Origin of the sequence: Nocardia sputorum (assembly GCF_027924405.1) — a bacterium.
Lineage (GTDB): Bacteria > Actinomycetota > Actinomycetes > Mycobacteriales > Mycobacteriaceae > Nocardia > Nocardia sputorum.
The window spans coordinates 2,567,585-2,582,002 of sequence record NZ_AP026978.1 but is presented as its reverse complement, the minus strand read 5'-3'; the positions used below and the strand labels follow the sequence as shown (position 1 = coordinate 2,582,002).

Below are 14,418 nucleotides of genomic sequence, written 5' to 3'. Positions count from 1 at the left end.
CGGAAGAAACACTTCCGCGAAAGCTGTCATGATCGACCGATGCTGGAAACCTCCGCACGCCTGTTGCGGTTGCTGTCGCTTTTGCAGCTTCGGAGCGACTGGACCGGGCCCGCGCTTGCCGAAAGACTCGGCGTGTCCACTCGGACCATCCGCACCGATGTCGAGCGGTTGCGAACGCTCGGATACCCCGTGCATGCCACGCCCGGCGCCGCGGGCGGCTACCGGCTCGGGGCCGGGTCGGCGATGCCGCCGTTACTGCTGGACGACGACGAGGCCGTCGCGGTGGCGGTCGGACTGGTCACCGCCGCCAACGGCGCGGTCACCGGCATCGAGGAGACATCGGTGCGGGCACTGGCGAAACTGCAGCAGGTGCTGCCCTCGCGATTGCGGCACCGGGTCGACTCGCTGACGGCGGCCACCGTGCACGTGCCCGGCAGCGGACAGTCGACCGTGGACGCGGCGGTACTCACCGCGGTAGCGGGCGCGATCCGGGCGAGCGAACGATTGCGCTTCGACTACGAGAGCCACGACGGTACCCGCTCCAGCCGGGATGCCGAGCCGCACCGGATGGTGCACTGGTCGGGCCGCTGGTATCTGGTCGCCTGGGATGTGGGGCGCCGCGACTGGCGCACCTTCCGCCTCGACCGGATCACGCCGAAGATTCCGAACGGGCCGCGGTTCACGCCTCGCATCCTGTCCGAGGAGCAGATCGCCGAGCGAGTACAGCGCGGCGTGGGCGCTGCCACCTGGCGCTACCGCGCCCGGGTGCGCATGGCCGCCCCCGCCGAGGTGATCCGGGCCCGGCTGCCCGCGGCAGTGGAGGTCGAGCCGGACGGGCCGCAGCACTGTGTCGCGCAGGTGGGCTCGGACTCACCCCAGCTGCTGACGCTGTATCTCGGCCTCGCCGACGTGGAATTCGAGGTGCTCGACTCCCCCGCGCTCGCCGAACACCTGGTCGCCGCAGCCGAGCGTTTCCAGCGAGCGGCCGGGCGGAAATGACGTGGGACCTTTCGCGTGAACGGAAACGGCCGCGCTCGGTGCCGCAAGCGCCGAGCGCGGCCGAGGTCGCACTCCGAGTCAGTCCGCCACTACCGGCTGGCGCCCGCGGCGGCGCCGATGAGACCGCCGACCACACAGCCGGGGAAGACGCCGACGATGAAGAACACGAGACCGACCAGCGCCCCGATGGCACAGCCGATCGCCACCCCGCCCAGTGTGGAGCCCGCGTCACCGATGAACTGCGGCGCACCCGGCTCCGGGATGGCGGCTCCGACCGGAGTCAGTGTCAATGTCGTCCCGGCCGCATCGATGTCGGTTGCCACTTCGACCTGCTGACCGAACATGGACACCATGGTCGTCGGCACCGTGGTCACGACCGACCCGTCGGCACCCAGCACCGCGATCCCCTCCGGCGTGCGGGCGAACGTCCCGTCGGCGAGCGTCACCGCCGCGCTCGTGCGGTCCGGCGCGACGGACGCGGTGTAGGCGACGCCGCTGTCGTTCCCGCTCACCACGGGGTCGTAGATCTCGGGTTGCCCGTACGCGGTCGCCGCGGTCACGCCGGTGGCGGCGATAGTCAGCAGCGTGGTCGCAACCAATTCTCTGAACTTCATGAGCCTTCCCATCCTCAGCAGATTCGATCTGTCGTTACCTGGGTACAGCCGTGAAACACTAGCGATTATAGACGTTACGCATCACCATTTCCGGCACTTGGCAATGCCCGAAATGTCTTGCAAGCCAGGGTTTTCGGCAATCTTCCAGCTAAGATGGGAGGGTGCCGGTCCGTTACTCCAACTCCCCTTCGGTCTCCAGATAGACCTGCCGCAGCCGATCGAGCGTGTCTCGTTCGGGGTGCTCCCACAGTTTCCGCTCGGCCGCCTCCAGCAGCCGCTCGGCGATGCCGTGCAGCGCCCACGGATTGGACTGCTCCATGAACTTCCGGTTCACCTCGTCGAAAACGTAGCTCTCCGTAAGCTTTTCGTACATCCAGTCGGCCACCACGTTGGTGGTGGCGTCGTAGCCGAACAAATAGTCGACGGTCGCCGCCATTTCGAACGCGCCCTTGTAGCCGTGCCTGCGCATGGCCTCGAGCCACCGCGGGTTGACCACACGGGCCCGGAACACCCGCGCCGTCTCCTCGGACAGCGTCCGGGTGCGCACCGCGTCCGGGCGGGTGCTGTCACCGATGTAGGCCTCGGGGTTCTTGCCCGTCAGCGCGCGCACGGTGGCGACCATACCGCCGTGGAACTGGAAATAGTCGTCGGAATCGGCGATGTCGTGTTCGCGGGTGTCGGTGTTCTTGGCCGCCACCGCGATCCGGCGATACGCGCCGCGCATGTCCTCGGCGGCGGGCGCGCCGTCGAGGTCGCGCCCGTAGGCGTAGCCGCCCCAGGTCGTGTACACCTCGGCGAGGTCGTCGTCGGTGCGCCAGCTCTTCGCATCGATCAGCTGCAGCAGACCCGCCCCGTAGGTGCCGGGCTTGGAGCCGAAGATGCGGGTGGTGGCGCGCCGCGAGTCGCCGTGCTCGGCGAGATCGGCCTGGGCGTGTGCCCGCACGTAGTTCGTCTCGGCGGGCTCGTCCAGGTCGGCGACCAGGCGGACCGCGTCGTCGAGCAAGGCCAGGACATGCGGGAAGGCGTCCCGGAAGAAGCCGCTGATGCGCACGGTGACATCGATGCGGGGACGGCCGAGCTCGGCGAGCGAGATCACCTCGAGCGCGCTGACCCGGCGGCTCGCCTCGTCCCAGACCGGCCGGACGCCCAGCAGCGCCAGGACTTCGGCGATGTCGTCGCCCGAGGTGCGCATGGCGGAGGTGCCCCAGATCGACAGTCCCACCGACCGCGGGTATTCGCCGTGGTCGGTGCGATAGCGCTCGAGCAGGGATTCCGCCATGGCCTGCCCGGTCTCCCAGGCCAACCGGGACGGGACCGCCTTCGGGTCGACCGAGTAGAAATTGCGTCCGGTGGGCAGGACGTTGATCAGGCCGCGCAACGGCGAACCGCTCGGACCGGCGGGGATGAACCCGCCGTCGAGCGCGTGCAGCACCCGCTCGATCTCCACACCGGTCTGCCGCAGCCGCGGCACGACCTCGGTCGCCGCGAACCGCAGCACCCGGCGGACATCCGGGTCGTCGGTGAGGCCGTCGACCGCGTCCGGCGACCAGTCCGCCGCCTGCAACGCCGCGACCAGAGCCCGGGCCCGCTCCTCCGCGGCGTCCACGCGCTCGCGCGCCTCCCCGCCCGATTCGTCGAGGCCGAGGGCTTCCCGCAGGCCGGGCACGGTGCGCTCGCCGCCCCACAACTGGCGCGCGCGGAGCATGGCCAGCACCAGGTCCAGTTCGCTCTCCCCCGCCGGGGCTCGTCCGAGCACGTGCAGGCCGTCGCGGATCTGCACGTCCTTGATCTCGCACAGCCAGCCGTCGACGTGCAGCAGCATGTCGTCGAAGGACTCCTCGTCCGGACGCTCGGAGAGGCCGAGGTCGTGGTCCATCTTCGCCGCACGCATCAGCGTCCAGATCTGCTGCCGGATGGCGGGCAGCTTGGCGGGGTCCAGCGCGGAGATGTTGGCGTGCTCGTCGAGCAGTTGCTCGAGACGTGCGATGTCGCCGTAGCTTTCGGCGCGGGCCATCGGCGGGATCAGGTGATCCACCAAGGTGGCGTGCGCGCGCCGCTTGGCCTGGGTGCCCTCACCGGGGTCGTTCACCAGGAACGGATAGATCAGCGGTAGGTCGCCGAGGGCCGCGTCGGTGCCGCAGGAGGCCGACATGCCCAGCGTCTTGCCCGGCAGCCACTCCAGGTTTCCGTGCTTGCCCAGGTGCACCATCGCGTCGGCCCCGAAGCCTTCGGGCGCGCTGAGCCACCGGTAGGCCGCCAGGTAGTGGTGACTGGGGGGCAGATCGGGATCGTGGTAGATCGCGACGGGGTTCTCGCCGAAACCGCGCGGCGGCTGCACCATGAGCACGACATTGCCGAAACGCAGGGCCGCGATGACGATCTCGCCCTCCGGGTCGGACGAGCGGTCGACGTACAGTTCCCCCGGCGGCGGTCCCCACGCTGCCACGACAGCGTCCCGCAGGTCCTCGGGCAGGGTGTCGAACCAGGCCGTGTAGGTGGCCGCGCCGATGCGGATCGGGTTGCCCTCGAGCTGCTCGGCGGTGAGCCAGTCGTGGTCCTGACCACCGGCCGCGATCAACGCGTGCACGAGGGCGTCACCGTCCTGCTCGTCCAGACCGGGGATCTCGCCGGGAGCGCCGAGATCGTAACCAGCGGAACGCATTTCGGTAAGCAGTCGGATGGCGCTGGCCGGGGTGTCCAGACCGACGGCGTTGCCGATGCGGGCGTGCTTGGTCGGGTAGGCCGACAGCATGACCGCGACGCGCTTGCGCGCGGCGGGGATGTGGCGCAGCCGCGCGTAGCGCGTCGCGATGCCCGCGACGCGGGCGGCGCGCTCGGGATCCGGGACGTACGTGGACAGGCCGTCGGCGTCGAATTCCTTGAACGAGAACGGGACGGTGATGATTCGGCCGTCGAACTCCGGCACCGCCACCTGGGTGGCGACGTCCAGGGGCGACAGCCCGTCGTCGTTGGCCTCCCATTGGGCCCGGCCGGTGGTCAGGCACAGCCCTTGCAAGATGGGCACGTCCAGGTCGGCGAGCGCGCCGACATCCCAAGCCTCGTCCTCGCCGCCCGCCGACGCGGCGGCGGGCTTGGTGCCGCCCGCGGCCAGCACCGTCACCACCAGCGCGTCGGCCCGGCGCAGGGTCGCGAGCAATTCGGGTTCGGCGGTGCGCAGCGACGCGCAGTACAGCGGCAGCGCCCGTGCGCCCGCCTGTTCGATCGCGGTGCACAGCGCGCCGACGTAGGCGGTGTTGCCCGCCAGATGCTGCGCGCGGTAGTAGATCACCGCGACGGTGGGCCCGTCGGCCGGCTCGGCCGCGACCCGGTCCAGTTCGCCCCAACTGGGCAACTGGACCGGCGGCTCGAAGCCGTGGCCGGTCAGCAGCACCGTGTCGGACAGGAAATTGTGCAGCTGCCGCAGGTTCTCGGGGCCACCGGCGGCGAGGTAGTTGTGCGCGTCGGCCGCGACGCCGCCCGGGACGGTGGAGCATTCCATCAGCTCGGCATCGGGCGCGATCTCACCGCCGAGCGCGACGAGCGGAATCCCGCTGCCGCGCAGTGCCTCCAGCCCATCCTCCCACGCCCGTTTACCGCCGAGGATGCGCACGATCACCAGCTCGGCGCCGTCGAGCAGGCCGGGCAGGTCGTCGACCAGCAGGCGAGCCGGGTTCCCCCAACGGTAGTCTGCGCCGCTGGCGCGGGCACTGAGCAGATCGGTGTCGGACGTGGACAACAGCACAATCACGGGTGGCAGCCTTCCTCGGGTGACGCGCCCATCGGGGGGTTCGCTGCTCGCCGGGGAGGGTCTGGCTTTCTACAGTGGCGCGACCGCACCGGACTTCCACCGGTTTCCTCGTCGTCCGCCGAGCACGCCGATGCTACCTGCCGTTCGGATCGGCCTCGTCCACGCGTCCGCCGAGCTCGGTCGCGCGGCGGTCGCGGTCGCTCGCCCGCGCGGCCAGGAAATCGTCGACCAGTCGCGCGCACTCGGCAGGTGTGACCGGCGGGAGTCCGACCAGCCTGGCGAAGACGATCGGGCCGACGAGCTGAGTCAGCGCGAACGTCACGTCCGGATCGCCGAGCTGCGCGCGCACGTCGGGATCCCCGAACAGCTGGTCGAACGGCTGGCGGTACTGCTCGACGAGCCGACGGCGCAGCGACGTGAACGCCGGTCCCGCGCCCGGTTCGCCGCGCTCGCCGGTGGCCAGCCAGGCCAGCGTGGACACCTGCAGCGGGGCCTCGTTGACGACCGCGGCCTGCCTGCTGAGCAGGTCGATCAGCCGCTGCCGCAGCGGGCCACCGGGAGCCGCCTCGATGACCGGAGGAAGCAGGCGCTCGAGCGTGGCGGCGCGCAGTTGCATGGCGTTGTCGAAATGCCGGTACAGCGTGGTGCGGGCGACCTTCGACATGGTCGTGACCGCCTCGACGGTAACCGCTTCCAGCCCACCGGTTTTCAACAGCGCGGTCGCGGCGTCCAGCAGCCTGGCACGGGAGCGCAGTTTGCGCGGGTCGACGTCGTCGTGCGCGGACTCGCGCGGCGTCGGGTCGGCAGCACCGGTCATGGGTCGAACGATCCTCCTCCGCTGCGCCTATCGCCACCGGGCCAACTTATGCTACTGATAGTAGCGTAGCGATACCGACAGTTTCGTACTGCCCCGGGAGGCGCCGTGGAGTCCACCACGACACATTTGTCCGCCGCTCAACGCTGGGTGCTGACGATCTCGTGTCTCACGGTCGCGCTGGTGATCGCCTCGATGGCCGCCTTGTACACCGCGCTGCCGGAGATCGCCGCCGCGACGGGCGCCAGTCAGCAGCAGCTCACCTGGGTCGTCGACGGGTACACCCTGGCGCTGGCCTGCCTGGTCCTGCCCGCGGGCGCGCTCGGCGACCGTTACGGGCGGCGCGTAGTGCTGATCATCGGGCTGTTCGTCTTCGCGGCGGCCTCGGCGACTCCGGCACTGCTGGACACGCCCGGCTGGCTGATCGCGGGCCGAACGGCGGCCGGAGTGGGCGCCGCGCTCGTCATGCCTTCGACGCTGTCCCTGATCACCGCCGGATTTCCCGAAGCGCGCCGGGGCAATGCCGTCGGGCTGTGGGCGGGCGTCGCCGGTGCGGGCGCGGTGCTCGGCATCCTCGGCTCGGGCCTGCTGCTGGAGTGGTGGTCGTGGGTGTCGATCTTCCTCGCCATGGCCGTGGCGGGACTGGTCCTGATGATCGCGGGATGCACCCTGCCGGAATCGGTCGACCGGGATCGTCCCCGGCTGGACGCGTGGGGCGGCGTCACCTCGGCCGTTGCCGTCGGATCATTGGTGTCGGCGGCGATCGCCGCGCCCGAGCGCGGATGGGTGGATCCGGTGGTGATCGGCGCCGCCGTCACGGCGGTCGTGGCAGCCGCGGCGTTCGTGGCGATCGAGACGCGGGTGGCGCACCCTCTGCTGGATCTGCGTCTGTTCGCCGATCGCGGGTTCGGCTCCGGCACCGCGTCGGTGACACTGCAGTTCCTCGTATGCTTCGGGACCTTTCTGCTGATGGTGCAGTTCCTGCAGCTGATCCTCGGGTTCCGGCCGATCGTGTCGGCGCTGGCGATGGCGCCGATGATGGTGCCGATGGTGGCCGTCTCGGCGGTCGCGCCACGACTCGCCGAGCGGGTCGGACTGCGGCTCCCGATCGCGGGCGGGCTGGTGATCATCGGCGTCGCGCTCGTCGCGCTCTCCCGCGTCGACGTCGACACCACCTACCTCGACCTGCTCTGGCCGTTCCTGATCATGAGCGCGGGGACCGGCCTGTGCACCGCGCCGGCGACGGCCGCGATCATCGCGGGCACCCCGGTGGAGAAGCACAGCATCGCCGCGGCCGTGAACGACGCGGCGCGCGAAGTAGGCGCTGCCATCGGCATCGCCATCGCGGGCAGCATCCTGGCCGCCGGATACAGCCACCGCATCGCGCCCGCCCTGCCCCGGCTCCCCGACCAGATCCGCGAACCGGTCGGCGACTCGCTGGCCGCGGCGCTGGAGACCACCGAGCGGATGGGCCCGCAAGCCGCGCCGCTGGCCGAATTCGCCGAGTCGGCTTTCGTGCACGGCGCCGGGCAGTCCGCGCTCGCGCTGGCCGTCATCACGTTCGTCGCCGCGATCCTCATCGGCGTCTGGGCGCCGGGCCGGTCCCGCGCGACGGCGAAACCCGCAGCGCCTCGACCGGAAACACAGCCGACGACCACGCCCTGACGATCGCTCGCAGGTGACACCTCGGGACGAAGCGCGCCACCCCCGCGGCAGCCCGTCGAGGTTCGCGAGCGGTCGGGGCCGCGGGCGATCCCGCGCCGGACCTAGACGAGATCCGCGTTCCCGTCGATCACCTTGAGGTGGTAGTGGAACCGGTTGACCCGCCACCCGTTCACCGTGCGTTCGACGCCGAGGGAATAGCTGCCGACGAAGGTCCGGGTCTTGCCTTCGGTCGCGGTGTTCTTGACGTGCACCGCGATGGCGTCCGCGTGCACGCGCGCCGCATCGCCGTCCAGATCGATGAGATGGTTGCCCGACTGGTGGTGCACTCCGTCGAGGTCGGCGAGCCCGGTACGCCAATCGGCGATGATGTCGGTCGCGGCGCGCTCCCCGACCGGGCCGCCGAATCCGCCGTCGAAATCCACGGTCGGTGTGAAGACCTCGGCCGACAAGTCTTCCCACCGCTTCTGATCGGTGTACACGAACATTTTGGTGATCGCCTCGACGATGGCGAGCCGGTCTGCGAGCGCGGAGATTTCGGACATACGCCGACCTTAGTCGGCGCGCGTGTCCAAAGGTTTGCGGACCACCCCGCCCAGCAGCACCAACCCGGTGTCCGGCAGGTCGTCGCCGAGCCACTGCTGCAGGGGAACCACACCGGGATCGAGCATCTCGAAACCCTCGAAGAACGACTCGACCACGGCCGGCGAGCGATAGACCACCTGAGCCGAGGAATTGGCGGTATCCGACGACGACTGGGTGATGAATTCGGAATTGCTGTTGTCGCCGCCGTGCGTGAACGCCAGATAGCTTCCCGGCGCCATGGCTTCGCGCAGCCGAGCGACGATCTCGGCCGGGCGTTCGTCGTCCATCACGAAGTGCAGCACCCCGACGAGCGTGATCGCCACCGGTTCACCGAAGTCGATCAGGCCCTCGCTCCGCAGCCGATCGATGATCTCCTCCGGACGGCGAACGTCCCCTTGCAGCGCCGTCACACCCTCCGAATTCGCCAGCAGCGCATTGCAGTGCGCGTAGACGACCGGGTCGAAATCGACGTAGACCACTCGCGCCGAGGGATCGGTCTTGCGCGCGACTTCGTGCACGTTCGGTGAAGTCGGGATACCCGCGCCGAGGTCGATGAACTGCCGGACCCCCGCCTCCGCGGCCGACTGGACCGCACGCACCAGGAACTGGCGGCTGAACCACGCCAACGTGCGGGTATCCGGGGCGATGGACAGCATACGATGCGCGACCGCCCGATCCACCTCGTAATTGTCCTTGCCGCCGAGCAGGTAGTCGTATACCCGAGCGGAATTCGGCCGATTCGGATCGACGCCGCGCGGTGCTCGCTCCATGCCGGACACCGTACCTCTCCGCGCTCTCTCGATCAGGATGGGAAAGAACCGGATTCCCGCACGCACGAACTCAGTCGCCGGCCGCGAGCACCCGGGCTCGCGCCATGAGTTCATCCGCCACCGGACGAGTGCGACGCCCGAGGCCGCAGGCGCAGGCGACTCCGTCGACCGGGCGGCCCAGCGCGTCCTCGATGACCCGCAACGTCCGCGCCTGCTGCGCCTCGGTGGGCACGTCGTGCACGAACCCGGCATAGAAATCGGTGCCCTCACCCAGAGCCAAATCCGACAGGGGAGCATAGAATCCGGGCTCCGCCGACGGCGGTATATCGCCCGCCGCGAAGGGGCCGTGCACGAATTGCAGAACGCGCCCCCGCGGCCACCGCCGGACGACGGAATTGGCCAGATCTACCAGCGGCCGGGCATCACGCAGCCTGCCCCGGGCTTTGTTGCGCAGACTGCCCAGGCACAGGTGCACTCCGAAACGTGTTCCCTCGGGCGTCGCCGCGGCCAGCGCGGCGATCCCCTCACCCAGTCCCAGCGCCCGATCGACCAGGCGGTGCAACGGCTGCGCCCTGGCCATGAGCACAAGTTCCGCAGTGGCCTCGAGTTGCACCACGACGTCGTCGCCGGCCAGCTCGCGAATCCCGGCGATGGCACGCACGGTGGCCTCGCGGAAGGCCGGGCGATGCCGCCGCAGACCGGCGGCTCCCATGGCGATGAAGGTCAGCGTGAAGTCGGTCGGCATGCCGATCTGGAGTGCGAGATCAGGCAGTTCGCGTTTCGCGCGTAGTTCGCGGAAGATCGGCAACGCCTCCTCGGCCTCACCGAGATAGCCGAGATCCATCACATCGGCGGGCAATTCCGCGCCGCGCGCGACCCGATGGATCGTCCGCTCCCGGCTCGAGCGCCACGTCCCCGGCTTCTTCACCGCCAAGACACCTTGGGCGACCAGATCTTCGATGATCGGCTGGATATAGAACTCGTAGCGCCGGGTCTCCCCCGTCGGCAAGGTGCGCAGTCGCGCCCCGGCGCTGTCCAGCATGGCGCGCATCGCGACATCCGTGCTCCCGGCCGGAAAACTCCCGACGAAGTGCACCGCTCGCGTATCCGCCCCTGGTCTTGTCGCACCCACGTTCCCGCGCTCCTCGTTGACCGCGTCGTCCCGGACATCCGCTCTCCCGAAGCGACATCGGGTGCGGCCGGGTGCACGCGTGCGGAATCAACTATGCGATAGCCAAGCGACATTGTGCGCGGTATCGTCCTTCGCCGGACAATCGGACGCGCGATCGGCCCCGCTCGGAAGGCATTCGGCATGAGAACGGTCGTCGCCGGAGCGGTCGATGACGAGGCTCCCGAGGTCGGCTTCGCCACACTTGTTCCGCCCGTGCGGGGTCGGCGGTCACCGAATCGAAATCGTCTGCTGTCACGCCGGTTCGGCAATCCTGTGCGTTCATCGGCGACACGTATTGCGCACCATGATGTTCGCGCATAGCCTGCGTCGCGTGCGAACCTCGCTCCGGTCGATCGTCGCGTCCGCGGCGGCGATACTTCTCTGCCTGACACCGAACACGGCACACGCCGACGACACCGCGCCGGGCCGCTGTACACCGGTTTCCATCCCCGTCCCGCTCGGGGAGATGGCCGGTTCCTTGTGCACTCCCGCGGCGCGCGCCACCGACACCGTCATGGTGCTGATCGCGGGTTCCAACTACAACCACACCTATTGGGATTTCCCTTACGCCCCGGAGACCTACAGCTTCCGGCGCGCGATGAACGCCGCGGGCGTGGCGACGCTGGTGATCGATCGGCTCGGCAACGGTGCGAGCACCAGACCGCCGAGTACGCAGGTCACCGCGACGGTCTCCGCCCGCGCCCTGCACGACATCGTCCAGGCCCTGCGCCGGGGACTCGCGGGCGCGCCCCCGTTCGGCAAGGTCGTCACGGGCGGCCATTCGCTCAGCTCGGGCATCGATGTCCTGGAGGCGACCACGTACCAGGATGTCGACGGCATCCTGCTCACCGGCTTCTCGCACGCCCTCAACGTGTCCGAGGTCCTCGGCGTCATCTCGACCTACCACCAAGCGGCCGAGGACGCCCGTTTCGCCGATCGGGACTACGATCCCGGGTATCTGACGACGCGGCCCGGTACCCGTGCCGCGAGTTTCTTCGCACCCGAGACGGCCGATCCCGAAGTGCTCGCGGTGGACGAAGCGACCAAGGAAGTCTTCTCGCCGGCGGAGTATCCGGACGGCCTGACGTCGACCCTTCCGCCGATGACCAACTTCATCAACGTCCCGGTCATGGTCGTCAACGGCAGCCGGGACCGGCTCTCCTGCGGCCCCGAATACGCGGTCTGCGCGGACGCCGAGATACTGCGCGCCACCGAGGCGCCGTTCTTCGGCCCAGCGGCGCGACTGCGCACCTACGTGCTGCCCGGCAGCGGGCATTCGGTCAATCTCGCCCGCAACACCGCCGAGTATCGAGCCGCCGTCATCGACTGGGTGCGTTCGATCGGGCAGTGACCGGCCGTTCGCCGCGCCCGGCCCACGCGTCCGTACGCTGGAGTCGTTATGACGCGACGTGCTCCTGATTCCTGCCCGGGTGTGCTGCGGTTGCACGAGGCGGCCGACGGGCCGCTGGCACGCATCCGCGTGCCCGGCGGTCGTCTGGAGCCCGCCCAGGTGCAGGCCCTGGCCGAGGCCGCCCGAGACCTGGCGGACGGCACCATCGAACTCACTTCGCGGGGCAACGTCCAGTTGCGCCGGGTGAGCGACGCCGGGGCGCTGACCGACCGGCTCGCGGACGCGGGTCTGCTGCCGAGCAGCACGCACGAACGGGTACGCAACATCATCGCCTCGCCGCTGTCGGGCCGGATCGGCGGCCTGGCGGACGTGCACCCGCTGGTATCCGCGCTGGACAGCGGCCTGCTGGCGGCGCCGCGGCTGGCCGGCCTGCCCGGCCGTGTGCTGTTCACCCTCGACGACGGACGCGGCGATGTCAGCGGGCTGGGTCCCGACATCGGGGTGCACGCGGTCGGGGCGGACGAGTTCGCGTTGCTGCTGGCGGGCCGCGACAGCGGTCTGCGGCTCGCCGCCGCCGACGCGGTCGACGTCGTGCTCGCGGCCGCGCACGAATTCCTGGACCTGCGCGGCGACGACGCCGGCCGCTGGCGGTTGCACGAGATCGCCGACGGCGCCGAACGCGTCGTCGATCGCCTCGGCTTGTCCCCCGGCGCGGAAAGGCTCGACTTCCCTGCCGCGCCGAGCATTCCGATCGGCTGGCTCGAGCAGGACAACGGGTTGGTCGGCCTGGGCGCCGGTGTGCGCCTCGGCTCCCTGCCCGCCCGCACCGCCGAGTTCCTCGCCGCGGTCGAGCGACCGGTCTTCGTCACGCCATGGCGCAGCCTGGTGCTCACCGATCTGGCGGAGTGGGTCGCCGAACAAGTGGTGCGCGTGCTCGCGCCGATGGGCTTGATCTTCGACGCCGACTCGCCGTGGCTGCTGGTCAGCGCGTGCGCCGGGCAGCCCGGCTGCGCGAAGTCGCACACCGACGTCCGGGCCGATGCCGCGGACGCGGTCGACACCGGACGGGTGCTGCCAGGGCCGGCCCATCCGGCAGACGTCCCGCAGACGCTGCCCGCGACGGACGTCGCGGTGGCCGGGCGCCAGCACTGGTCCGGGTGCGCTCGCCGCTGCGGCCGCCCCCAGGGCGAGGTCACCGACGTCGTCGCGACGGACGAGGGCTATCGCGTCGACTGACCGTCGCGCGCCGGCCCGCCATGGATCTCGAGGGTGCAGCACTTGACCGAGCCACCGGCCTTGAGCAGCTCGGACATCTCGATTCCGACCGGGTGATAGCCACGGGCGCGCAGCGCGTCGCTCAAGTCGGTGGCCGCGCTGCTGAGGAAGACGTGGTAGCCGTCGCAGACGCCGTTCAACCCGAGCACCGCCGCATCGGCGTCGGTGGCCACGATCGCGTCGGGATAGAGCTCGGCGAGCACCGCACGCGCCGCCGGACCGAACGCGGGCGGGTAGTAGGCGATCGTGTCGGCGTCCAGCGGGAGCAGCACGGTGTCGAGGTGATAGAAGCGCGGATCGACCAGCTCCAGCGACACCACGGGCAGACCGAAGTGGCGCGACACCTCGTCATGCGCGGCGCGCGAACTGCGGAACCCGGTTCCGGCCAGGAGCCGGTCGCCGACCAGAAGGAAGTCGCCTTCGCCCTCGTTGCATTCCCCGGCCGCCACCAGGTTCGCCAGTCCGTAACGGGCGAACCAAGCGTGGTAGGCCGGGCCTTCCGCGGCACGCTCGGGGTGCGTGAAGCGGGCCGACATGGCGCGGTCGCCGACGATCAGCCCGCCGTTGGCGGCGAACACCATGTCGGGCAGGCCCGCGACTCCGGGCACCACCTCCACGGTGTGCCCGTGCTCGGCGTAGGTGGCGCGCAGCGTCTCCCACTGCGCGAGGGCAAGCGAGCGGTCGACCGGCTCGGCGGGATTCATCCAGGGATTGATGGCGTAGGTGACGTCGAAGTGATCGGGACGGCACATCACGAACCGGCGCGGCGACCAGCGGCGGGTGGCGGATTCGACGGGGAGGGTGGCTACAGACGTCAACGGAACTCCCTGGCGTGAGCGAGGACTTGGCTGCCACGACAGTAAGTCGCCTAGCATTGCGTGAGAAACGGCGATTCATTGCGAATCACACGCTGAGAACGGCGAATCGTTGCTTGCGAGCGCGAAAGGTGTGACGTGGACGACCTCGACAGGCGCATTCTCGAGCAACTGCTGAAGAACGCGCGCGCTTCCTTCCAGGAGATCGGCGGCGCGGTGGGATTGTCCGCGCCCGCGGTGAAACGGCGGGTCGACCGGCTGGTCGCGGGCAAGCAGATCACCGGGTTCACCGCGCTGGTCAATCCCGCGGCGCTGGGGTGGAGGACGGAGGCGTACGTCGAGGTGTACTACCGCGACAACATCTCCCCCGCCGAGCTCAAGCGCAGCCTCGAACCCATCCCGCAAGTGGTCGGCGTCTGGACGATCGCGGGCGAGGCCGACGCGCTGGTGCACGTGATGGCCACCGACATGGCCGAGATCGAGGTGACCGTGGAACGGATCCGGGAGAACGCGCGGGTCGGGCGCACCCGCAGCGCCATCGTCATGTCCCGGATTCTCGAACGTCCGCGCACCTGATCCGGCGGCCCGGCCCGGGATGCTCGGCGCCCGACCCG

Annotated in this window: 12 protein-coding genes; 5 read left to right on the top strand and 7 right to left on the bottom strand. The window is 70.0% G+C overall.

Translation table 11 applies throughout. The features are described from left to right. Positions 1 to 39: 39 nt before the first annotated feature. Entirely contained in the window at positions 40 to 999 is a 960-nt protein-coding gene (locus QMG86_RS11905) for a helix-turn-helix transcriptional regulator (RefSeq protein ID WP_281879513.1), read from the top strand. Between the two features lie 89 nt (positions 1,000 to 1,088). Here the strand turns inward: QMG86_RS11905 and QMG86_RS11900 are convergent, their stop codons facing one another. From QMG86_RS11900 to QMG86_RS11890, 3 genes are all read right to left on the bottom strand, one after another. Then, the gene (locus QMG86_RS11900) at positions 1,089 to 1,613 is read right to left on the bottom strand and encodes a DUF8020 domain-containing protein (protein WP_281879512.1); all 525 of its coding nucleotides are present in this window, start codon (positions 1,611 to 1,613) and stop codon (positions 1,089 to 1,091) included. A gap of 172 nt (positions 1,614 to 1,785) precedes the next feature. Next, on the bottom strand, positions 1,786 to 5,361 hold the full coding sequence (gene cobN / locus QMG86_RS11895; protein ID WP_281879511.1) for a cobaltochelatase subunit CobN: 3,576 nt from the start codon (positions 5,359 to 5,361) through the stop codon (positions 1,786 to 1,788). A gap of 133 nt (positions 5,362 to 5,494) precedes the next feature. After that, the gene (locus QMG86_RS11890; RefSeq protein ID WP_281879510.1) at positions 5,495 to 6,178 is read right to left on the bottom strand and encodes a TetR/AcrR family transcriptional regulator; all 684 of its coding nucleotides are present in this window, start codon (positions 6,176 to 6,178) and stop codon (positions 5,495 to 5,497) included. A gap of 105 nt (positions 6,179 to 6,283) precedes the next feature. Between QMG86_RS11890 and QMG86_RS11885 the strand changes: the two genes are divergently transcribed. Then, a complete protein-coding gene (locus tag QMG86_RS11885; RefSeq protein WP_281879509.1) occupies positions 6,284 to 7,840 on the top strand; it encodes an MFS transporter in 1,557 nt (518 codons plus the stop codon). Positions 7,841 to 7,941: 101 nt separating this feature from the next. Here the strand turns inward: QMG86_RS11885 and QMG86_RS11880 are convergent, their stop codons facing one another. From QMG86_RS11880 to QMG86_RS11870, 3 genes are all read right to left on the bottom strand, one after another. After that, positions 7,942 to 8,382, bottom strand: a complete 441-nt coding sequence (locus tag QMG86_RS11880; RefSeq protein ID WP_281879508.1) for a nuclear transport factor 2 family protein — start codon at positions 8,380 to 8,382, stop codon at positions 7,942 to 7,944. A gap of 9 nt (positions 8,383 to 8,391) precedes the next feature. Further along, on the bottom strand, positions 8,392 to 9,192 hold the full coding sequence (locus QMG86_RS11875) for an SAM-dependent methyltransferase (RefSeq protein ID WP_281879507.1): 801 nt from the start codon (positions 9,190 to 9,192) through the stop codon (positions 8,392 to 8,394). 70 nt (positions 9,193 to 9,262) lie between these two features. After that, a complete protein-coding gene (locus QMG86_RS11870; RefSeq protein WP_281879506.1) occupies positions 9,263 to 10,243 on the bottom strand; it encodes a hypothetical protein in 981 nt (326 codons plus the stop codon). Positions 10,244 to 10,694: 451 nt separating this feature from the next. Between QMG86_RS11870 and QMG86_RS11865 the strand changes: the two genes are divergently transcribed. Continuing rightward, positions 10,695 to 11,714, top strand: coding sequence for an alpha/beta hydrolase (locus QMG86_RS11865; protein WP_281879505.1), 1,020 nt, complete (start codon positions 10,695 to 10,697; stop codon positions 11,712 to 11,714). A gap of 48 nt (positions 11,715 to 11,762) precedes the next feature. Then, the gene (cobG, locus tag QMG86_RS11860) at positions 11,763 to 12,950 is read left to right on the top strand and encodes a precorrin-3B synthase (RefSeq protein ID WP_281879504.1); all 1,188 of its coding nucleotides are present in this window, start codon (positions 11,763 to 11,765) and stop codon (positions 12,948 to 12,950) included. Here the strand turns inward: cobG and ddaH are convergent. Then, complete coding sequence (gene ddaH / locus QMG86_RS11855) at positions 12,935 to 13,807, bottom strand: dimethylargininase (RefSeq protein WP_281879502.1); 873 nt, start codon at positions 13,805 to 13,807, stop codon at positions 12,935 to 12,937. The two genes, cobG and ddaH, sit on opposite strands and share 16 nt — an antisense overlap. A gap of 135 nt (positions 13,808 to 13,942) precedes the next feature. Between ddaH and QMG86_RS11850 the strand changes: the two genes are divergently transcribed. Then, positions 13,943 to 14,380 carry an Lrp/AsnC family transcriptional regulator gene (locus tag QMG86_RS11850; protein WP_281879500.1) on the top strand — a complete coding sequence of 146 codons (438 nt, stop codon included), beginning with the start codon at positions 13,943 to 13,945 and terminating at the stop codon, positions 14,378 to 14,380. Positions 14,381 to 14,418: the final 38 nt, after the last annotated feature.